Source organism: Ectobacillus soli, from assembly GCF_042610425.1.
GTDB lineage: Bacteria > Bacillota > Bacilli > Bacillales > Bacillaceae_G > Ectobacillus.
The window spans coordinates 1,845,246-1,866,143 of sequence record NZ_JBGJZM010000001.1 but is presented as its reverse complement, the minus strand read 5'-3'; the positions used below and the strand labels follow the sequence as shown (position 1 = coordinate 1,866,143).

Genomic DNA, 20,898 nt, shown 5'->3' with positions numbered 1-20,898 from the left:
GAAGAGATAGGATTAAATCAAGTTCTTCAAATGTGTTTTTGCATCATAGGTAATCAAGTCTTCTCCATTTTTTAAGCGGTGAAGAAAATCAGGATTTGCGATAAGCGGACGTCCAAAGGCAGCAATATCAATTGTACGTTCTGTAAGCGCTGCTTCAGCAGTTTCGGGGTTTATATCTCCCACACCGACAATGACACCATCCCAGTATTTACGGACGAGTTGATGCATTGTTTTTTCATCTGCAATTTTCTTCGTAAATTCCATTGTGGATGGATGGATCATTGTAATTCCCACTTGCTTGAAAGCTTCGATAAAGGTTTGAATGGCTGTTTCCGGATCATCCCACATGTAATGAGGCTGATCAATTTTAAGCGCAGAGAAACGAATGAGCGTACGATCAGTACCGATGGCTGCAATGACGTTTGTTAATACTTCCTTCATAAAGGTAAGCCGGTTTGCAAGATCACCACCGTACCGATCAGTACGCTGATTAGAAATATCAGAGTTGAATTGGTCAATTAAATAGCCATGTGCACCGTGTACTTCTACACCATCAAATCCAGCTTCAATCGCATTTTTTGCAGCTTGTGTATATTGTTGTATGACTTCTTTAATGTCTTCTATACTCATTTCTTCTGGCACATCAAATGGCTCTCCAAAACGAGATACTTTTCCTTCGGCTCGGATTGCAGATGGAGCTTGCGGCGGCAGATTACCGGCAATCGTATGATGGCTCGCTCTACCGACATGCCAAATTTGGGCAATAATTGTACCGCCTTCTGCATGCACGGCATCGGTTACCTTCTTCCATGCATCGATTTGTGCTTGTGTATAAATACCGGGAACGCCAGGATTTCCTTTGGCACGCGGGCTAATAACGATTCCTTCAGTAATAATGAGACCAATGCCATCGTTTGCACGTCGACGATAATATTCCACAACATTATCTCCAACAACGCCAGTCCCGTCATCAGCGAAACAGCGTGTCATCGGCGCCATTGCAGTTCTCGAACGTAGATTCCACGCTCCGATTGTAATAGGTTCAAAAAGCTTACTGCTTGTTGTATGTTTCATTATGTACGCCTCCCATTCCTTTTATCTATTTCCACTAGCTAACAAAAAATTAGTGGTTTAATCCAGAATATCGTCCTTTTACAAAAATTACAAATAATATACTCACAGCAAATAAAATGAAAAATTGTTCCATTTTTTGATATGATGAAAAGTAACAAAACCACTTATTAGGGAAGGACAGTAAGATGAAACACGTATACGGACCAATCGTTGACGATCAAACACGATGCAAGCACTATGCAACCGAAAAAGACATCATTGCAATCAAATTCAAATGCTGCGGGAAATATTATCCATGCTACAAATGCCACGAAGAATGCGAAGATCATCCCATCACCGTATGGAAACAGGAAGAATTCGGAGAGCACGCCATCCTCTGTGGGGTATGCGGGACCGAACTCACTATTGCTGAATACATGGGAACGGAGCAATGCCCTAACTGCAGATTTACGTTTAACGAAGGATGTGCGAAGCATTATCATCTTTATTTTGAGATGGACGGGGATCGGGATGGCGATGTCGGCGGAAATTGCTGAATTAGCCCGAATCGTCAATAAATCGAAAAATTCGCCGATAAAGTATTACTTTTCGCTGATAAATTTAAGATATCGCTGATAAATACTTCAACATCCTATTTTACAGCGGGTCGATCCGAATCGATTAGCTAAAAAGGTAGAGCTACAAAACTTAAAAAATATCATTAAGGTGCTTATTCTAACCGCATCGGATTTAGTTGCCTTCTATCAAGAATTGAATACTCTTGATGTTGTCATCCATCAACATAAAAATGAGAACGTTCTAGACATTAGCCCAAAAGGCGTACATAAGTGGAGTGCGCTGCAAGCACTTGGCATCCAGGATTATATCGCCTTCGGAAATGATGCAAATGATATTACGATGTTTCAGCATGCGAAACATTCGGTTATGATTCGGTATCATAAGGAACTTGCTACTTATGCGAGCGAAACGATAGCGGTAAAAGAGGAGAAGATTGTTGAAAAAGTATATGAATTGGTGGAAATCTACGACAGACATTTACAATTACTATTTTAAAAAATGTGTCTAGGTATCATCCAAGACTACTACTATTTTTCAGAGCCCTAATTTATGAACATAGAATACAGAAATATGGATCGAATTATGCCCACTCACGGGGAAAAAACATGCGGGCGGTAACAAAAGAGCTTTGATTGTGCCCGTTCACGAGGAAAAAGATTACGGGCGGTAACAAAAGAGCTTCGATTGTGCCCGCTCACGGGGAAAAAGCTTACGAGCGGTAACAAAAGGGCTCCAATTGTGCCTGCTTTCGAAGAAGAAGTTTGCGGACGGTAACAAAATACCCGCAGGTTACCATCGCATCTATTTTTCGAAGTCCATTTTTTTTCAGTGCTCTTTCACCATCCTAGAACCATTTTTTTCAATCAAACGATACAAGCAGCTTATGCTGTGATGCCGTATGTAAATCACGGTATATACGGTTGATGTTCGTATGCTCCATAATGGCATCCATTCCAAGATATCGGAATATAACCTGCGCTCCTTGGATGGCATGCCCCGCAGCCAATTTACTCTGTAAGCTAATTGCTTGAAGTTCTTCCGGTGAACATTCTTTCCCGGAAATATGGGTCATCCAAGATTGTTCCACCGCGTTGTGAAACGCATGAACAGCGATGCTATATGGTAACTCCATTTCCTCAATTTTGCTCATTACAAAAGCATAACGCGAAGAACCCCACATGTCTTTCTTGGTGGAAGCAAACTCTTTGGCTTCGTCAAAAAAATGTCGGGCGATGCCGATGGTCGTTGCGGCAATATTTGCCTCCGCAAAGGGAATGAACGGATAGTGGAACACCGGATCATCATAATAAAAATGTGGATGATAAGCATCAAACACCTTTTCCTCGGAAATAAATGCATCCATAACATGAATGGTGTAGCTGTTCGTTGCTTTTAGTCCAAATGCATGCCAATCCTTTTCAATTTTCACTTGCTCGGGTGTAAACGCAAAGGCTTGTATTGTTCCGTTTTTGTCATTGCCTGTTTCAAGAATGCAATTTGCGGTAAAAATCGTAGCATTCATCGAGCCGCTGCAAAATGGCCAGCTGCCATTTACAAGATAGCCCCCGTCCACTTTTTTGGCAATGCCGGTTGGCCGGTCACTTCCTGCGATATACACGTCCCGCTTTGCGAAAACCTTCGCAGCCGTTTTCGCCTTCATGGTCGTCACAAAAAATCCAGCGCCTGATCCAATTTGCACAAGCCAGCCAAAGCTTCCATCAATCCAAGCTGCATCCTCAAACAGTTGAATCGCTTCGGGAAAGGGAGTCATTCTTCCGTTTAGTTCGTTTGGAATAAACAATTTAAATAGGCGTTGTTCATAAATTAGTTCAAGAACATCTGGTGTCAGCTGCCCAAGCTCCTCCATTTTCTCTATTTGGCTCCGAACGAGCTGAATGGTTTTCATATCAAACACGGCTATCAACCTCTTTTTTTGCTTTTCTTCTATTCTAATACGTTAAGGAGGAAATGAGAAAGAATATAAGGAAGGCTTAGTACAGGAAAAATATTTTTGAAAGTTAGAATGTGATAAAGGAACGGAAACATAAATGATTGGAAGGGATGGCCGTTTTGACTGAAAAAAATGACTGGAGACTAACTGATCAGATGGATTACTTATATAAGGAATCGGTCACGTACAAAAACTATGAAATTCGAAGTGAATCATGGAATCACGATCATTGTGAGTTTTGTACGGACAAATTCGATAAACCAAGCCAAAAAGGATATGCAACTAAGAATGACTACTATTGGATTTGTGAAACGTGTTATGAAGATTTCAAAAATATGTTTCAGTTTCAATTAGTAGCTGATCGTACCTTATAATGAATCTGTACAAACTGTCCGTATTGCTTCTGATTTACTAGATGAAATTGTATTTCGTGAGCATTTGGCCGAAATAAAGGGGTACCTTCACCAAGAATAATAGGGGAGATTGTTAAAATGATTTCATCAACAAGATTTTTTTGTAAGAAGGAATCAAGTAATCCTGCACCCCCGACCAGCCAGATGTTCATTCCTTCTTGCTTTTGAAGTGTTTGAATAAACGTACCCGGATCTTCATTCACAAACGTAACATATGGTTCGTTTCTTTTTTCAGTGTGTGAAAAGATATAACTGTTCTTATCTCCATGAGGGTATTCCGGAACAAGGCGAAGCAAATGATCATACGTAGTTCGTCCCATTACGATTGTATCAATCGTTTTATAAAAGGATGAAAAACCATTGTCCCCTTCTCCTTCTACGGCGTAAAGCCAGTCCAAATCGCCGTTTTTATCGGCGATATACCCGTCTAAACTCATCGCAATAAATAAGACTACCTTTCTTTTTTTGCTCATATTCCACCTCATTTGTTCAGGTTACCAACCATTATAACATGGCGTAAATTAGAGTATATAGTTAAGAAAGAGGGAGTACATGATACGATGACCATTTTCTACAAAGTGCAAGGCTTGATGTAGAAAAATACTGGATCTAGAGTGAGAATCGGATTAACCAGATCTTACTTTTTCATACTTTCGTAATATAATGAAGTGAAGGCTTATTATACGAAGGATTGTATGTATTATTCGCTAGCTAGTCATTATTAGCCTATCTTGCTATAGTAGGTACAGAACTTTTATTAGGCGGTGAGTATTGTGCTAATCATTCATATATTAGTAGGAGTATTTTTTGGCTATATTCTGTGGAAGCTTTTGAAAGCGACAATTAAATTTGCGTTTTGGCTATTATTAATTGGAATTATCGTGGCAATCGTATTTCCAAAGGGCTTATTTTTAGTGGGTGGCATTGGGTTCCTAGGACTAAGTGCATTAGGCGTTTTATTTGTTTTGAGCATAATCGGATTTTTGTTTTTTGAAGATAATTAATTGTATGTTCTGCCTTACTGGTATAAGAAAAAAAGTAGACTAGCGGTAATCTATTGGCCTATCTTTATTCTCCTTTAAGGAATGTGAATCCCGAAAATATGTTGGAAAGCTTACATTCTATGAGTGCCTGATTATTCAGGTCATATTGAAAGGGGCAGATCTGATGAAGTGGAATTTTGTAGAAAAAGAGAGTTTTCTCGTAATGGGAGTCAAACGAGAATTTTCATACGAACATGGAGAAAATAGCATCGGGATTCCTAAATTTTGGGATGAAGTAAATGCAAATGGAACAAGCGAGACATTAAGTAAGCTAAACAACGGTTCGATTCGTGGGTTGCTCGGCGTATGCGCCGCAAATGAATCTAATCCAAAGCAGGTCATGGACTATTGGGTCGCAGTCGATTTTGATGGAGAAGTGCCAGAAGGTATGGAACACCTTACAATCCCAGCTTCTAAATGGGTTGTCTTTGAAGTGAACGGCCCGATGCCAGGAGCGATTCAAGACGTTTGGAATAAAATCTATTCAGAATGGTTCCCTGGAAGTGGCTATACACATGCAAACGCACCAGAATTTGAGCTTTATCCGGAAGGAAATCCGTCCAGCCCGGATTACTATAGTGAGATTTGGATTCCGGTGAAATAACGAGTAGAAATTTACACGGCTCCCCCTTTTTAACAATATATAAGCAAGTAGCACATTCTTAAGTCATCCAGAATACAATGCTTTATATGTGTTGCTAAGGGGGAATTGGAATGAATTTCGGAATTTTACTCCAGATGGTTGCAATTGGAATGGCATCAAATTTAGATAATGCAGGCGTTGGAGTTGCATATGGAGTGAAACAAATTAAAATTCCATTTATGGCAAACTCTATGATCGCACTGATCGGATTTCTATTTGCGCTAGTGGGCGGGCTATCTGGAAATTGGATATCCCATTGGATACCGACATTTATTGCAAATTTCATTGGCATGGTTGTACTCGTTGCTGTAGGAACTTGGGTATTGATCCAACCTTTACTTGAGAAAAAGGTAAAACAGCAATCATCCAATCGCAATCTGCTTTTGCAAATTTTACAAAATCCAGAAGACGCAGATTTAGATGCCTCAAAATCGGTAGGTTTTCTGGAATCTATCATACTTGGAATCGCCCTATCCATCAATAATTTAGCAGGCGGATTTGATGCAGGTATTATTCATTTAAATATATGGGTTACATCATTAATTTCAGGAGCCTTCAGTTACATATGTGTAGGTTTCTGTGCTTATCTTGGGGCGAGATATGCTGCTGAAAAACTAGGAAAGAAGGCCAATGTGATTTCAGGTATACTTCTAATTTTGGTCGGCCTCCATCAAGTGCTAAGCTAGACATTTGTATTTTGTACACAATAAGCTCCCCTGTATGTAGGGTGGGCTTTTCTTCATGTAGAAACGAGAAGTGAAATGATAACTCGTGTATATTTTTACCAGAATGATATTGCTTCTGGTAGTAAGATAATTGAAAATAGAATAGTATCTATTGTGTACTTGCTATAGGCAAATACGCTTTTTGCAATATTATCATCTTATGATCAACTCTCCATGTATAACTGTAGATAGTAAAGAATGATAGGAGAGAAAATCTTGTTTATTTTATTCTTGTTTTATATCGGAGCAATCGTTTTAGGCCTTTTTACGATACTTGTTGGATTGCTAGAGCGAAAAACTGTGGTTATTATTTTAGGGTTTTCTATAGATTGTATAACGTTCTATTTATTTCTGTTTACACTTTTGGGGCTATTTGACGGGCATTCAAAGGACATATTAACTGATACCTTATTTACATACGAAATTAGTGCAGCCATAATTGGATTTGTGCTAGGTACGGTTGGTGCATTCATAAAAAATTCTATCTTTCAATCTATTTTCTTAGTTTTAGGATATACAAGCTTGATATCGAGTATTACGTTGTATTTTTTATTGTCTTATTTAGCTCGGTTAAATGATATATAAAACCTGCATGTAATGTAAATACCAATCTAATATTTATATTTTTCAGCATATCCATTTTTGATTCAAATTTCATAAAGGAGTGAAGGTCTATGATTCACATGTTTGTTTATGGAACGCTACGAAAAGGAGAAGAGAATCACCATTTCTTACTTGGTGCCAAGCTCATTTCTCAGCAATGCTGGATATATGGAGAGATGTATGACACTGGCTTTGGGTATCCTGCAATAGTAGAACATCCATTTCAAAAGGTGTATGGGGAGTTATACACGATAACAAATGAACAATTAAAACTGATCGATGAATTAGAAGATTATGTTGAGGGTAGGAAAGATAATTTGTATGAAAGAATGACAAAGAAGGTTTATACAGACAATGGGAGTTGTGAATCCTTAGTATATGTAGCAGGTAAGGAGTTAATTGCTAGAGGGGAATGGCTTGAATTAGGCGATTGGAACGTATATCAACGTTTAAAAAGTAAAGAGTATTTCTATTATTTTGCTTATGGCTCCTGTATGGATCACGAAAGATTTGTGAAAGCAGGTGTAGATAGCTTGTTTCAAGATATGATTGGTGTTGGCGTCCTTGACGGATACACATTACGCTTCACCAGAAAGTCAGATGACGGAGGCAAAGCAGATATTGTAGAAGATAGAACTGATTATGTTGAAGGAAAAATATACAAAATCCATAAATCCACACTACAGTATCTGTTTACAAGAGAGGGCGTTCATGCAGGTGTTTACCGACCTACCCTTGTCCATCCTCTATACCAAGGAAAGTCACTACCTGATGTGTTAACATTTGTCGTCATTACTAAAGAAAAAGAAACGCCTCCATCAACTAAATATGCAGAAGAAATTATACGTGGCGGAAGAGATGTTTTAAGTGAAAAGTATTTTAGAAAACTAGAAAATCATATTCATACACTTATAGAAAACTATGAATGACTCAGAAAAGACGCAATTCTACCTGGACAATGCATGGATATGCATACAATAAGGTTGCTTTGAAATGTAGATACTATTTAAATTTTACTAAAGTAGCTGTCTCAACTCTTCTGTCATTTGTTCTACTAACTCAGGTCTCCCATGAAACTGCGCTGGAGTATTCTGAAAAAGCTGGATTCGCCAATTTCCTTCGGTATAAATTACAATAAGGGTATGAAGTGTATTGACTTTCGGATTGATATCTGATGCCCCAGGAGGAATCATACCTGCTATCGCTCGTAAAATGGCTACATTTTTACTCAGAAAACGGACACTTTTAACCTTGCTTACAAACGTTGCAGTGGGGCGGTGTTCGAAGATGGGGTTGAGATGAGAAAATATTTCCATTCTTCCAATCGACTGACTCCCATCAAAACCAATGCTCTCTCCATCCTCGGTGAACAACTCAGCCATTCCGCTGGCATTGCGGTTGTTCCATGCATCTAAGAGATGGTGATATAGTTCTTGAATGTCATTAGATACAGCCATAATCATTCCTCCCTAAAGACCATTTCACGTGTTGAGTCAATATAACATGTGATTCTTCAGTTAGCCCTCTACAACTTTTTTTAGCCGTTCATTCACAATCCCTACCCAGCCATGTTCCATTCTATCGTGAATGACGGAACTTTTTTCGGTGGCTTTCCCCACAATAGCATCAGGATGTTTCCATCCACTATGAATAAGAGTAAATTCTGTGTTGTCTTCCAAAGCTTTTAAAACAAACGAAACGATCCAACCATCTGTATCCCATGCAAAAGATAGTCGATATGGAGCATCTATTTCTAATACTTTACAAGGAGATGGACCAAAAGGTGATTGAAAAAGAAACTCGTGATCTTCTTTTGGCTGGAAATCGTTTGGCATGAACCATGAAACAATACCTTCTGAAGTTGATACTGCTTCCCATACTTTTTGAATAGGTGCTTTAAAAATGGCCGTTTGCTTGATATCACGTAATGTATTATTATTTGTTTCCATACTTTTGCTCCTTTTTTCTTATAAAGTAATAACTCATAACCTTTAGATACATGTAAACTTTTCTCATTTCGTTATAAGTATACCATTTCTTAAATATGAGAGTATTTTTGGTATTTCATCATTCAAAAACTTGCTGGCTGAAGCGTAAAATTGATTTTAATAATCAGTTGTGATAATTTTACAGTTGAAATGTGGATGGCTACTTTACCGAGAGGAGATCGAAAATGAGAATAATTGCAACCGATTTAGACGGTACATTATTAAATGAATTAGGTGAGGTTAGTGTAGAAAATGCATACGCGATTCGAAATGCCAAGGAACGGGGAATTGAAGTTGTCATTGTAACAGGAAGACCCTATAATAGTGCGCGAAAAACCCTTCAACCTTTTGAATTAAAATGTCCCATTATTTGTTTAAATGGTGCTGAAATTCATTCTGTGGAAGGGGAGATTGTAAAAGACGTACCTTTACATACAATCCAATGCCAAAAAATCAAATCTACATGTCAAAGTGAAAATATCTATTTTGAATTTTTTACAAATCATGGTGTTTATTCGGATAATAGAGAAGGCTATGTGCAAGTAATGATTGATATTATGACAACAGTTAACCCAGATTTCAATAAAGAGGAAATTCGGGAACGTGCAGATAAACGTTTTCAGAATGAACAGTTTCAATTTATAAAAAACTACGATGATTTATTTTCTATTGAGAATCTTAAAATATACAAAATGCTTGCCTTTTCACATGAAAAAGAGAAATTAGATAGAATATATAAGCAATTAGAAAATGAGCCAAATCTCACAGTTACTTCATCAGCAAGAGGTAATCTTGAATTTAACCATCCCGTTGCACAAAAAGGAATTGCGTTACGCTTTTTTGCGGAAAGTAGGGGGATTGAGATGAAAGAAGTCATGGCTGTGGGAGACAACTATAATGACATAACCATGCTTCAAATGGCTGGACGAGGTGTTGCTATGGGAAATGCAGAGGATGAAATTAAAAAAGTATGTAGCTATACGACAAAAACGAATAATGAAAATGGAGTGGCTTATGCGATTCAAGAAGTACTAAAAGAAGGTAGTGAGTGATTATTAACTACTCTTGATATCATTCTATATTGTTGGATAACATTTTTTTCTTTTATGCTAAAATTGCTTAAAAGTATCAATATTTAGAGAAAAACTAAAGTTGCAATAAAAGACAATGTAAATCTGCTTGAACGTTTTTAAAATAACTATCCTCACATTTTATACGTATTGAAACTTCAATTGTATCAATTCTTGATTGACCACTGTTCTTACATTTTACAAGCATTTTTAAGTCAGATGGGAATTCCTCTTTTGAAAAGATTGACTTACACTCTACCGAATTCATTGGAAAAGTAAATTTTTTTGTTATTGCTTAGTAATGCCGGTGTTCATTTATTTGCCTGCTTGATAGGATAATATTTATAGAGGAAAAAACCAGATATCTCCATGCTAAGTATATCTGGCTTTGATCTATTTATTATTAAATATCTGTAGTATGCAAGAATGAAGAAAATATAATTAAACATGAGTTGCTTTCACTAAAGTTTGTGATTTACTTAAAATGTTGATAGTAAGGTAGTTACTAATAAAGGATTTGAGTAAATTGACGAATCAAAGTAGAGAGTTAGTTATCTTCAACTTCTTCCTTAATCCCATGCAACAAAACGGCTTTTAAGCAAAAAGAAGTAGGATACCCCTGTTCATCATAGACAAAATGAAATGTATCTTGGCACTGAGCTGGGGCAGTTTGCATATGTGATACGATTTTCTGCTGTACTTCAGCTGAAGTTCCTGCTCGTTCAATCCAACGAGCAAAATCGATAGGCAAATCCCATGTTACCACTTCATTATAAGTGAATGCATGTTGGGCGAACATAGTCTGCCATTCAGATAGGGAACTTTCGCGAACTTGAGACGAATCTCGCATCTTGTTTAATTCGTTGATAAAGCGATCTAATGTTATATCTTCTGGGGCATAATGGTCTACGAGTAAGAAGTGCCCATTAGGTTTAAGTACGCGTGATATTTCTTGTACTACCCTTCGAACATTTGAAAAATGATGCGCTGCGTAGCGACACGTTATGATGTCGAACATCGAATCGGGAAACGGCAGATGTTCCGCATCACCCTGACGGAATAATACATTGTGAGCACTGCGTTCTTTTGCAAAATTCGTTGCCACTTGAACCATTTCTTCGGTTACGTCTAAACCAATGCATTGCTCAACAAAAGGGGAAAATGTGAGTGCTGTATGCCCCGCGCCTGTCCCAATATCAAGTACGATTTCCTTTCCTGTTAGCGGGACGGATTGTATCATCTCAAGTAGATCTTCACCTGCTGCAAATAATTTTTCATCTCTATATTTCTCAGGATTTTTTGAAAACTGCTTTTGAACTGATATATTTCCATTATTCATTTCCTTTTCCTCCTCAGATATTCTATTTCTTATATGTAGAATAACGAATCGACAAGTATTCGTCTAAGATATATAATCTATAAAAATGATAGGTATAAACTATGGAGTTGGTTTTGTGGAACTGAGATTATTACAATACGCCTTAGAGGTTTATAGAAAAAGAAGCTTTACGAAAGCTGCTGTGAGCTTACATATCGCCCAGCCCTCACTGAGTCAGCAAATTAGAAAACTGGAAGAAGAAATTGGTGTCTGCTTGTTTTACCGAGGACATGGTCCGGTTGTTCTAACCCCTGAAGGCATTCGGTTTATCGAGAAAGCCGAGCAAATCATACGAGCACATGACGATCTTTTGCGTGAAATGCACGAGAGCAATGAGGGAGTTGGATCAGAATTGACAATCGGTGTTCCAGCTGTCACAGGTGGTCACGTCCTGCCACCACTTATACAGGCTTACTTGGAGCGATATCCACAAGTAAAGGTGCATTTAATTGAGGAATCAACTGAAGAGTTAGAACATTTAACGGTGAGAGGGATAGTGGATTTATCCGTTTTACCGTTGCCGATTGAGAGTAACCGCTTGGTCACTCGTTCGATGTTAACAGAAACTTTGTTACTTGCGATTCCACGAGAAGAAAAAAACTGGATGTCAGAAGAAGTGCGCTTTATTGTCAATTCTGTAGATGAAAACGTACAAGTTGCAGAGAAAATGCTACCTTTGGCAGCGGTGAATGAATCTCCATTTATATTGCTAAAGCAGGGATTTGGATTTCGTCGCGTTGTGCTGGACCTTTGTGCAGAAAGTGGGTTTCAACCTCAAGTTGCTTTTATGACAAGTAATATTGAGACAGCACAATCACTGGTTGCTTCCGGATTAGGTGTCACTATAGTTCCGAAAATGGTGATGCGACAAAACCTGAAGCTGAACCCGTTGTACGTTCCACTTGATTCTCATCCAACACGTACATTAGTATTTACGTACTTAGGGGAACGGTACTTAAGTTTGACTGCACGGACATTTATGGACGTTTTTGATGAAGTGTTTGGTGATCTGGGTATTTGAAGATCTGTACATCTTAATACCATACCTTCAGCACCTTGTTGGTATAAACGATTGCAACGGAGTTTTCTGGAAAATAAAGGGAACACCCTCTTATCTTTTCGTAAGAATGCTCCCTTTTCCCTATTTGGTCCTAGTTTGAAGGAATGGGTCCATAATCATCGCAAGCTATGTTATAGAAAATTATGGATACCAATATTTCTAAAGTGGAACGCGAAGGGTATACGACTGAAGATGAATACTATTAGATTTATAAAGAATGCTTTCAAGACTTTAAAAATATGGTTTAATGGAAAGTTAAATAGGGGTTAACAATTGTATATAACATGATAGAATTATAGTTATGTCTTTGGGTATAGGTGATAAATATGGATTATGAAGGCTTGTCCTCTAAAAAAGGAATTGAATTCTCAGGTGAATATGTTTCGGTATTTACTTACAGGAATAGTAAAGGAAAAATAAAATATGATATAGATGAGCTTGAGGATGTTGATATCTTTGGAGTATCAGACTTTATGTATAAAATTCCATGTATAAGAGCGATTTGGGATGCTGTAGAAGATGAAGATTCAAAAATGAAAACAGTCTTCAAATTAATTGTTTTGCTCCTACCAGTACTAGTTTTCTCAAATAAAATAGGAACTTTCGATTTTAATATGGGATATGTAGCATACTTGATTATTATAATGTTACCTTTTATACTAGGATTTTTTTCAATGAGAAGCACTTCAACAGGTCAATATCATGCAGCTGAACATATGGTATGCAATGCTTTTGATCAGGACTTGCCGCTTACGATGGAGAATGTTCAAAAACAAAAAAGAACGCATTATTTTTGTGGAACAAATGAGACTTCTTTTAGAATTATTATTTTTATACTTTTATCAGTATGCGTTTATATTTTTAACTTTCCACTTCAAGCACCAATCATATTTATAGCCTCTCTTATGATTGCATATGAACTATCTTATATAGAAAAAGGTGTTCTTAAAGTAGTATTTAAACCGCTTTTCATGTTTGGTAGATTCATGCAATATTATATTTTTACAAATACACCTGAAAAAGAACATGTAGAAATTGCAATCGCATCTTTTAAAAAGTTTTATGAGCTTGAGATAAAAGCTGAAAATAAAGTGAAGAAAAGAGCAAAGAGAAAGAAAAAGTATAAGAAATAGTTGCAGCTACTTCTTATACAGGAATAGTCAAAAGAAAAGTAGTTCCTTTTCCTTTTTCACTCTCTACTTCAATTTTGCCATTCACTTTATTCATCGTACTATACACCATAAGCATACCAAGACCTGTTCCTTCTTTTTTCGTAGAATAATAAGGTCTTCCTAAACGTAACATTTCCTCTCGTGACATTCCAATCCCCGTATCTCGTATTGTAATCACAATGTTTTTCTTTTGTTCCGAAACATCAATGGAAAGGGTTCCGCCTGTTTCTTTCATCGCTTCGATTGCGTTTTTATATAAATTAAGTAGGCACTGCTGTATTTGGTTTTTATCATATCGAAAAGAATGAGTGTTATGAAAACTAAATTGTATGTCAACTTGATGCATGTTTGCGTAAGGGGTAATAATGTCTTTTACATACTCTGTTTCTTCTTTTAAATTGGAATAAATCATGTTTTCTGATTGAGGTTTAGAGAAAGCTAAAAAATCACTCACAATTTTTTCCGCTCGTTTTAATTCTAACAACGAAAACTCAATATATCTCTTATCTTCCTTAGTCATTGTTTTTGATTGATTTAAAAGTTGAAGAAATCCACTCGTAACGGTAAGAGGGTTTCGAATTTCATGTGAGACGCTAGCTGATAGCTCACTGATTACATTCAATCGTTCCGTATTCAAACGAGATTCGCGTCTTTTCATATTTGCAATAATTTTCTCAACTAAAATCATAATGATAACCATGCTAATTAGGAAAATGGTCAATGTAAAGTAAGCTAACGCCCAGTATTCCTTGTTTACTGCAGGTATGAAGAAAACAAGGCTACCAAGATAGCTTACAACGGTTAGAATAGACACCATTACAGCCATTAGAATTCGATATTGATAGTTTTGTTTTTTAAATAGGTTACTTAGTAAAGGTACTAACATAAATGTAAGGGTAGAAAAAACAAGAGAGTTGAGAAATCCGTTTCCACCAATAATAAACCGAACGACATTTAATGTAATAAAGAGTGGAAACGAGTATTTGTAGCCTCCGTAAAGGGCCATAATTAAAAAAGGAATATAACGTAAATCAACGAGATAGCCAATGGATAATTTTATAGGAAATAACATGCATAGAAGCATAGTAATAGATGAAAGAAATGAAATAATATATTTGTTATAAGAATGAGGTCTGTTTTCAAAGAAAAGTAGAAAAATTAAAACCGGTAAAAGAAGAAAAAGAAAATTTAAAAGTAAAGACTCAATCAATGTGGGTCTCCTTTCGTGAATGGTTTCAACTTACAGTACACTATATTATAAGTGAATGTAGGAATTAATGGAAGGTATATAATATAGTAGAGAGAATTAGTCTGATCAATAGGACTGTTAGAAGAAAGAGGAGAATCTAATACATAATGGGAATGTTCTGTCATTACCAATTATGTGAAAGTTAAGAGGTGTAATATTGGGGAATAGTCAAAAAATTTGCAGGCAAATGCAACATTCGTTATAGTGATTTATAACTATTCATAAGGGGAAAGGTCTCTAGATTGTATCGTAAAATAAGGAAAGGCGGATTACATAATGGCAAATAGTACTGATGATTCAAAAGCCTTAGAAAATCAACCAGCTTGGTTACAGAGTTATATTCATTCCCCAGAAAAGCAACAGCAACTATATCGGCGTACGATGATTATCGTTGTTCTTTCTCAAATTTTTGGAGGAGCAGGACTTGCAGCAGGTATTACCGTCGGCGGACTTCTTGCTAAAAACATGTTAGGTACCGATAGTTTTGCAGGTGTCCCAACAGCGTTATTTACATTAGGTTCCGCGGCTGCAGCTCTACTCGTTGGACGTCTCTCCCAACAGTTTGGAAGACGTTTAGGACTTGGGGTAGGTTTCTTGGCTGGTGGCATAGGCGCAATGGGAGTTGTTATGGCAGCAGTAACAAATAATATCGTACTTCTTTTTGTTTCTCTATTAGTATATGGTGCTGGAACAGCTACCAATTTACAAGCACGTTATGCAGGGACGGATATAGCAAGTCCATCGAAGCGGGCAACCGCTATCAGCATCGCCATGGTTTCTACTACATTCGGCGCAGTTGCTGGTCCAAACTTGGTTGAAGTGATGGGGCAGTTTGCCACGCAAATCGGAGTTCCCGCTCTTGCAGGTCCGTTTATTTTAGCTGCGACCGCATATACCCTTGCTGGTATTGTACTTCTCGTATTACTTCGTCCAGATCCTCTCGTTGTTGCGAAAGCAATCGCAGAGGTAGAAAAAAGAGACCGGAGTAATCTTTCTGAAAAGACAGCGAGTGAATTAGAAACAAATAAGCGAGGAATCGTGGTCGGAGCCACAGTCATGGTCCTAACTCAGATTGTTATGGTTTCCATTATGACGATGACGCCTGTATTTATGGTGCATCATGGACATAGTATGAAAGAGGTAGGAATGGTAATTGGTATTCATATTGGTGCAATGTATCTTCCCTCTCTTATAACGGGTATACTCGTAGATAAAATTGGACGAACTGCCATCGCAATTGCTTCTGGCGTTACATTACTTGCTGCTGGTGTAGTAGCTGCTTTTGCATCAGCTGATTCCTTACTCGTCCTCATAACCGCACTTGCTTTACTTGGGCTTGGATGGAATTTTGGCTTAATTAGTGGAACGGCGCTCATTGTGGATGCAACGACCCCTTCTACTCGTGCAAAGACGCAAGGAACGGTTGATGTCCTTATCGCGTTATCAGGGGCAGCAGCGGGAGCATTGTCAGGAATGGTCGTAGCTCATTCTAGTTATAACATCCTCGCATTTATAGGAGGAATTCTTTCCTTATTACTTATCCCAGTTGTCATTTGGTCGCGAAACAATCAAAAAACTAGTAGATGAGAAAAGGACAGCGCATGACCGAACCAAAATGATTATATAAGGAATCCTGCTCTAAATATAAACAAATGAATAGAGGAAAGCTTATGGCAATCACATCCTACTCGAAATTTGATACATATAAAAGCAAAATATTTTCATTGTCCTCACCGATAGAGGAAGAAGCACTGCTTAGCTCACAGTTTTTACTTGAAAAAGATGACAAGAAAAAACTTGAAATCTACTATGCTCCATTTGACTATGTAAATGAGCAAGCAAAAATTGTTATTGTTGGCATTACTCCTGGACTTCATCAAATGAAAAGGTCGTATGAAACGGTACGAAACTTGAGAGATAACAAAGTAACAGACGAAGAAATACTGCACCAAGTGAAGAAAAATTCGAGCTTTGAAGGACCAATGAGAAAAAATCTGATTAAGATGTTAGATGAACTGCAATTACATCAATACCTTGGACTGTCCTCTACAAGTGAGTTGTTTAACACGGCCAGTCATCTTGTTCAAACTACTAGCATTATCACATACCCCGTTTTTTATAACGGAAAAAATTATAACGGCTCAGTGCCTAATCTATTAAAAACGGAGCTGCTAAAGAAATATGTTATGGAAAATTTTACAAGTGAGTTAAAAAAGCTACAAGATGCTTTGATCATCCCGTTAGGGGTAAACGTAACGAATGCGTTAACCTTTCTTGCAGAGAACGATTACATGAACCCAAGTGCTGTTTTATTTGGTTTTCCTCATCCGTCTGGCGGTAACGGTCACCGTCATAAGCAGTTTGCGGAAAACAAAGAGAACATGAAACAAAATATTCAGGCATATTTTGATTAACTTCGGGGATTTGCACAAAGTCAACCCGACTTAGAGAAGAAGTGACTGTCTTTCTAACAGGTGTGGCTGCCCAAATTTAGGTCAGCCACACCTGTTTCATTCTAAATTATATTTCTTAATTTTTGCATAGAGCCACGGTCTACTGATACCGAGTAAGTGACTTGCTTTTGTTTTATTCCCTTTCGCTTCCTTTAGGGCTGTAATGATCATATCTTTTTCAGTCGAATGAATCCTATTTTTATAGGATGATGTTGTCTGTTGCGTGTTGGTTTTTTCTTCTGGTACATGGTGGGAAGTAGGAATATCTTCGGCATCAATGTAATCACTTGTTTTTAAGTTAGCTGCTCTTTCCAGAATATTATGCAATTCTCTTACATTTCCAGGCCATGTATGCTTCATAAGTTTGGTTAAAGCAGAGTGGGTGACACCTTTAATGTAAAAGCCGCTTTGATTTAATCGACTTATAATTTCATGAATAATATCGGGTAAGTCTTCTATTCTTTCTCGTAAAGGGGGAATATTGAGCCGCATAATATTTAACCGATAGTATAAATCCTCTCTAAATTTCCCCTCAGTAATTAATTTTTCAATATTTTGATTCGTTGCGGCAATGATTTTCGTATTTAAATGAATCGTCTTCGAGCTGCCAATTGGTTGAAATTCTTTTTCTTGTAGGACACGTAATATTTTTGTTTGAAGGGGCAGGGACATATCCCCGATTTCATCTAAAAAGATGGTACCATTTTGTGCAAGCTCAAATTTCCCTTTCATTCCGCCTTTTTTCGCTCCTGTAAAAGCACCATCTGTGTAACCGAAAAATTCAGATTCAAGCAGTTCAGGAGGGATGGCCGCACAATTTACTTGGACGAAGGGACCCATTTGTCCAGAAGCCGCATGGATACCTTGTGCAAATAACTCCTTTCCCGTCCCGCTTTCCCCAATAATCAAAACGGTGGACATACTTTTAGATGCTAGCGTTGCTTCATGCTTTACTTTTCGTATGACGTTAGATTCTCCTGCAATATCAAACAATGTATACTTGGTTCCTTTTATTTCATTGATTTCATGTTGATAGGCAGATACCTGCTTTTCTAACTTTTTCACTTTTGTTAAGGCTTCATGCAAATGGGGTAAGCCACGATATGTTACTTTACAAACGGCACTGATCGTTTCGCCATTTTCCTTTATAGGCAAAATAGAAATGAGAGATTGTTGTCCCCTGATAATTTGTGGTGTGTTATGAATGCTAATGCCATTCTTGATTACATTTTCAATTTCGAGTTCAGGGAATAACTCGGTTGTAGATTGATGTAAGACATCTTTACTACCCAATCCAAATAGATCGCGGAAGCCCTTATTTACCATCGTAATCTCGGCTTTTTTATTAACGAGAGTAATAGCGTCATAGGCGAATTCGATGACAGACCTTAGTTTTTGCTCCCATTCTTTTGTTAGTTGTAATTCATTAATTGTCTGTTCAATTTGTGTAACATCTTCGATAATTACCATTGCACCCACCAACGCTTCATGGTTGTACAGTGGATAACAATGTACATATAAGCTAAATTCGTTCAACATTACCTGCTTTTTTGCAACTTTGGAAAAACTGATTAGAATATCTTCTACTAATTCTGTAATTCTTCTTAACGTCGTATTTTCTTTAAAATCATTTCGTTCGTTTTCTTCTATATTTAATAGTCGATATGCTAAGGAATTTGCTGCTGTTATACGGAAGCTTGTATCAATGGACAATAAACCAAAGTTCAAGTTGTTAAATAACAATGCTAATTGAGATTCAACTTGATTTAAGACAATATTGTAGGAACTTAATATTTGTTTGGTGGAAATGACTCCTATAGGTATCAATTCTTCATTAACAACCGGGGCATGTCCAATATTATGCTTTAAAAACAACTGTCTGGTATTTTCAATTGAATCGTTCGGACGTAGAAAGATAGGGTTTGGATTATAGTAATCGTGAATCGTAGTATCGAAAGATGGTTTCGTAGTTAATATTTGAAAAATTGTATTCTTAGTAATAACTCCAATTAATTTGTTTTCGTCATCAACAATCGGAAGCATATTGGCATGGGTTTGGGCAAACATGGGTAGCACATCATGAAGTGAATGATTTTGAGAGCAGCAAGCAAAATTCATTGTCATGACTTCTGAAACTAACAAATAAAATCACCTCCTAATTATCTCCATTATATCAACAATAAATGTAAGCGTTAACACTTATTTGTAAACAAATTTTACAGTTTACAAATTTATGATAATGATCGTTAACACATCTGCAAAGAAAAGGCATTGTTTCAGTAGAAAAAAAGTGGCATGGAAATTGCAAGATATATAAGTGTAGATAGTTTTTTAATATGGGGGGAATATGATGACTCAATCAGTAGCAATTGATGAAGAAATTGCATTATTCAAAAAGTCGATTGAAGCCTTCGCAAAAAAGGAAATTGAAGAGCAGTATTGCCAGTGGGAGGCAGACGGGATTCTGCCAAGAGAGTTATGGAGAAAGTTGGGTGATTTAGGATTCCTTTGTGTTGATCTTCCTGAGAAATATGGAGGGTTAGGTGCTCCTTTACAGTTTGCAGCGAGTATCGTTGATGAATTCAGCAGACTTGGATACAACGCCATTTCTAGTAATCTCTCGGTTCATTCTAATATTGTAGCCCACTATATTCTACATTCGGGTTCGGAAGAACAAAAAGCTCATTATTTACCAAGAATGGTAACCGGGGAATACGTTGGTGCGATTGCTATGACAGAGCCGGGTGCTGGGAGTGACTTACAGGGGATTAAAACAGCAGCCACGAAAAATGCGACAACAGGTGAATATATCATCAATGGCTCGAAGACGTTTATCACGAATGGACAACATTTTGATTTTGTCATTGTTATTGCCAGAACGAATCAACATGTACCAGCTTCCAAAGGAACGACTTTATTTATTGTTGATGCCAATAGCAAAGGTGTAACAAAGGGTAAAAATTTAAAGAAAATCGGTCTGCATTCAGCTGACACATCAGAATTATATTTTGATGATGTAATCGTACCTTCTAGCCAAATACTTGGAGAACTTGATTATGGATTTATCACATTGATGCATGAATTACCACGTGAAAGGATGATTCTCGCTGTTGGAGCGTGCGGTGCTATGGAAGGGGCACTAGAGATAACGATTAAGTATCTGAATGAACGAGAAGCATTCGGCAATCCTCTCAGTAAGATGCAAGTCATTCGGCATAAAATGGCCGAAATGACAACAGAAGCAAGAGTTAACCGAGCATATGTAAATCAATGTCTCCTATTGTTGGAGAAAAACCAACTGTCTACTGCTGATGCAAGCATGGCAAAATTATCGACTACAGAAGCACAAGGTAGAATTGTGGATGGCTGTGTGCAGCTATTTGGTGGATATGGCTATATGGAGGAATACCCAATTTCTCGAGCGTATGTAGATGCAAGGGTACAACGTATTTATGGCGGAACGTCCGAAATTATGAAAGAAATCATTAGTAAGGATATTTTTAGAAAGTAAGGGATTA

At 37.4% G+C, this 20,898-nt stretch carries 21 protein-coding genes and 1 pseudogene; 14 read left to right on the top strand and 8 right to left on the bottom strand.

The genetic code is table 11. The features are described from left to right. Positions 1 to 12 precede the first annotated feature (12 nt). A pseudogene (locus ACAN53_RS09555) lies at positions 13 to 1,056 on the bottom strand (alkene reductase); the annotation flags it as partial. A gap of 203 nt (positions 1,057 to 1,259) precedes the next feature. Between ACAN53_RS09555 and ACAN53_RS09550 the strand changes: the two are divergent. Together ACAN53_RS09550 and ACAN53_RS09545 are read left to right on the top strand one after the other, a co-directional pair. After that, a complete protein-coding gene (locus ACAN53_RS09550; RefSeq protein ID WP_379969351.1) occupies positions 1,260 to 1,610 on the top strand; it encodes a CHY zinc finger protein in 351 nt (116 codons plus the stop codon). Between the two features lie 82 nt (positions 1,611 to 1,692). Further along, positions 1,693 to 2,127: an HAD hydrolase family protein gene (locus ACAN53_RS09545; RefSeq protein WP_379970299.1), complete on the top strand. Its 435-nt coding sequence runs from the start codon at positions 1,693 to 1,695 to the stop codon at positions 2,125 to 2,127. A 364-nt stretch (positions 2,128 to 2,491) separates the two neighbouring features. Here ACAN53_RS09545 and ACAN53_RS09540 read toward each other — a convergent pair whose 3' ends face one another. Further along, positions 2,492 to 3,538 (bottom strand): acyl-CoA dehydrogenase family protein, encoded by a 1,047-nt coding sequence (locus tag ACAN53_RS09540; protein WP_379970298.1) that lies wholly within the window; start codon positions 3,536 to 3,538, stop codon positions 2,492 to 2,494. Between the two features lie 164 nt (positions 3,539 to 3,702). Here ACAN53_RS09540 and ACAN53_RS09535 point away from each other — a divergent pair, with 164 nt between their 5' ends. Beyond that, positions 3,703 to 3,957: a hypothetical protein gene (locus ACAN53_RS09535; protein ID WP_379969349.1), complete on the top strand. Its 255-nt coding sequence runs from the start codon at positions 3,703 to 3,705 to the stop codon at positions 3,955 to 3,957. Here ACAN53_RS09535 and ACAN53_RS09530 read toward each other — a convergent pair. Beyond that, positions 3,930 to 4,469 (bottom strand): dihydrofolate reductase family protein, encoded by a 540-nt coding sequence (locus tag ACAN53_RS09530; protein WP_379969347.1) that lies wholly within the window; start codon positions 4,467 to 4,469, stop codon positions 3,930 to 3,932. The genes ACAN53_RS09535 and ACAN53_RS09530 overlap by 28 nt on opposite strands. Before the next feature lie 300 nt (positions 4,470 to 4,769). On the opposite strand from ACAN53_RS09530, the gene ACAN53_RS09525 reads away from it, so the two are divergent. From ACAN53_RS09525 to ACAN53_RS09505, 5 genes are all read left to right on the top strand, one after another. Continuing rightward, positions 4,770 to 5,000, top strand: coding sequence for a hypothetical protein (locus ACAN53_RS09525; protein WP_379969345.1), 231 nt, complete (start codon positions 4,770 to 4,772; stop codon positions 4,998 to 5,000). 163 nt (positions 5,001 to 5,163) lie between these two features. Then, positions 5,164 to 5,643, top strand: coding sequence for a GyrI-like domain-containing protein (locus ACAN53_RS09520; protein ID WP_379969343.1), 480 nt, complete (start codon positions 5,164 to 5,166; stop codon positions 5,641 to 5,643). 110 nt (positions 5,644 to 5,753) lie between these two features. Then, on the top strand, positions 5,754 to 6,368 hold the full coding sequence (gene ytaF / locus ACAN53_RS09515) for a sporulation membrane protein YtaF (RefSeq protein ID WP_379969341.1): 615 nt from the start codon (positions 5,754 to 5,756) through the stop codon (positions 6,366 to 6,368). 255 nt (positions 6,369 to 6,623) lie between these two features. Continuing rightward, entirely contained in the window at positions 6,624 to 6,992 is a 369-nt protein-coding gene (locus ACAN53_RS09510; RefSeq protein WP_379969339.1) for a hypothetical protein, read from the top strand. A gap of 89 nt (positions 6,993 to 7,081) precedes the next feature. Continuing rightward, positions 7,082 to 7,939 carry a gamma-glutamylcyclotransferase gene (locus ACAN53_RS09505; RefSeq protein WP_379969337.1) on the top strand — a complete coding sequence of 286 codons (858 nt, stop codon included), beginning with the start codon at positions 7,082 to 7,084 and terminating at the stop codon, positions 7,937 to 7,939. Between the two features lie 87 nt (positions 7,940 to 8,026). On the opposite strand, the gene ACAN53_RS09500 is transcribed toward ACAN53_RS09505, so the two are convergent. Both ACAN53_RS09500 and ACAN53_RS09495 read right to left on the bottom strand, forming a co-directional pair. Next, a complete protein-coding gene (locus ACAN53_RS09500) occupies positions 8,027 to 8,473 on the bottom strand; it encodes an SgcJ/EcaC family oxidoreductase (protein ID WP_379969335.1) in 447 nt (148 codons plus the stop codon). A 54-nt stretch (positions 8,474 to 8,527) separates the two neighbouring features. Further along, the gene (locus ACAN53_RS09495) at positions 8,528 to 8,959 is read right to left on the bottom strand and encodes an SRPBCC family protein (RefSeq protein ID WP_379969333.1); all 432 of its coding nucleotides are present in this window, start codon (positions 8,957 to 8,959) and stop codon (positions 8,528 to 8,530) included. A gap of 224 nt (positions 8,960 to 9,183) precedes the next feature. Here ACAN53_RS09495 and ACAN53_RS09490 point away from each other — a divergent pair, with 224 nt between their 5' ends. Further along, positions 9,184 to 10,050, top strand: a complete 867-nt coding sequence (locus tag ACAN53_RS09490; RefSeq protein WP_379969331.1) for a Cof-type HAD-IIB family hydrolase — start codon at positions 9,184 to 9,186, stop codon at positions 10,048 to 10,050. A gap of 565 nt (positions 10,051 to 10,615) precedes the next feature. Here the strand turns inward: ACAN53_RS09490 and ACAN53_RS09485 are convergent. Further along, entirely contained in the window at positions 10,616 to 11,392 is a 777-nt protein-coding gene (locus ACAN53_RS09485) for a class I SAM-dependent methyltransferase (RefSeq protein ID WP_379970297.1), read from the bottom strand. Between the two features lie 130 nt (positions 11,393 to 11,522). On the opposite strand from ACAN53_RS09485, the gene ACAN53_RS09480 reads away from it, so the two are divergent. Both ACAN53_RS09480 and ACAN53_RS09475 read left to right on the top strand, forming a co-directional pair. Beyond that, positions 11,523 to 12,467, top strand: a complete 945-nt coding sequence (locus ACAN53_RS09480) for a LysR family transcriptional regulator (protein WP_379969329.1) — start codon at positions 11,523 to 11,525, stop codon at positions 12,465 to 12,467. Positions 12,468 to 12,832: 365 nt separating this feature from the next. Next, a complete protein-coding gene (locus ACAN53_RS09475; RefSeq protein ID WP_379969327.1) occupies positions 12,833 to 13,639 on the top strand; it encodes a DUF1385 domain-containing protein in 807 nt (268 codons plus the stop codon). Positions 13,640 to 13,652: 13 nt separating this feature from the next. Here the strand turns inward: ACAN53_RS09475 and ACAN53_RS09470 are convergent, their stop codons facing one another. Further along, positions 13,653 to 14,888: an ATP-binding protein gene (locus ACAN53_RS09470; protein WP_379969325.1), complete on the bottom strand. Its 1,236-nt coding sequence runs from the start codon at positions 14,886 to 14,888 to the stop codon at positions 13,653 to 13,655. Between the two features lie 315 nt (positions 14,889 to 15,203). Between ACAN53_RS09470 and ACAN53_RS09465 the strand changes: the two genes are divergently transcribed. Beyond that, complete coding sequence (locus tag ACAN53_RS09465) at positions 15,204 to 16,514, top strand: MFS transporter (RefSeq protein WP_379969323.1); 1,311 nt, start codon at positions 15,204 to 15,206, stop codon at positions 16,512 to 16,514. An 83-nt stretch (positions 16,515 to 16,597) separates the two neighbouring features. Next, complete coding sequence (locus tag ACAN53_RS09460) at positions 16,598 to 17,341, top strand: uracil-DNA glycosylase family protein (RefSeq protein WP_379969321.1); 744 nt, start codon at positions 16,598 to 16,600, stop codon at positions 17,339 to 17,341. A gap of 96 nt (positions 17,342 to 17,437) precedes the next feature. On the opposite strand, the gene ACAN53_RS09455 is transcribed toward ACAN53_RS09460, so the two are convergent. Continuing rightward, on the bottom strand, positions 17,438 to 19,522 hold the full coding sequence (locus ACAN53_RS09455) for a sigma 54-interacting transcriptional regulator (RefSeq protein WP_379969319.1): 2,085 nt from the start codon (positions 19,520 to 19,522) through the stop codon (positions 17,438 to 17,440). 208 nt (positions 19,523 to 19,730) lie between these two features. On the opposite strand from ACAN53_RS09455, the gene ACAN53_RS09450 reads away from it, so the two are divergent. Next, on the top strand, positions 19,731 to 20,891 hold the full coding sequence (locus ACAN53_RS09450) for an acyl-CoA dehydrogenase family protein (protein WP_379969316.1): 1,161 nt from the start codon (positions 19,731 to 19,733) through the stop codon (positions 20,889 to 20,891). Positions 20,892 to 20,898 lie beyond the last annotated feature (7 nt).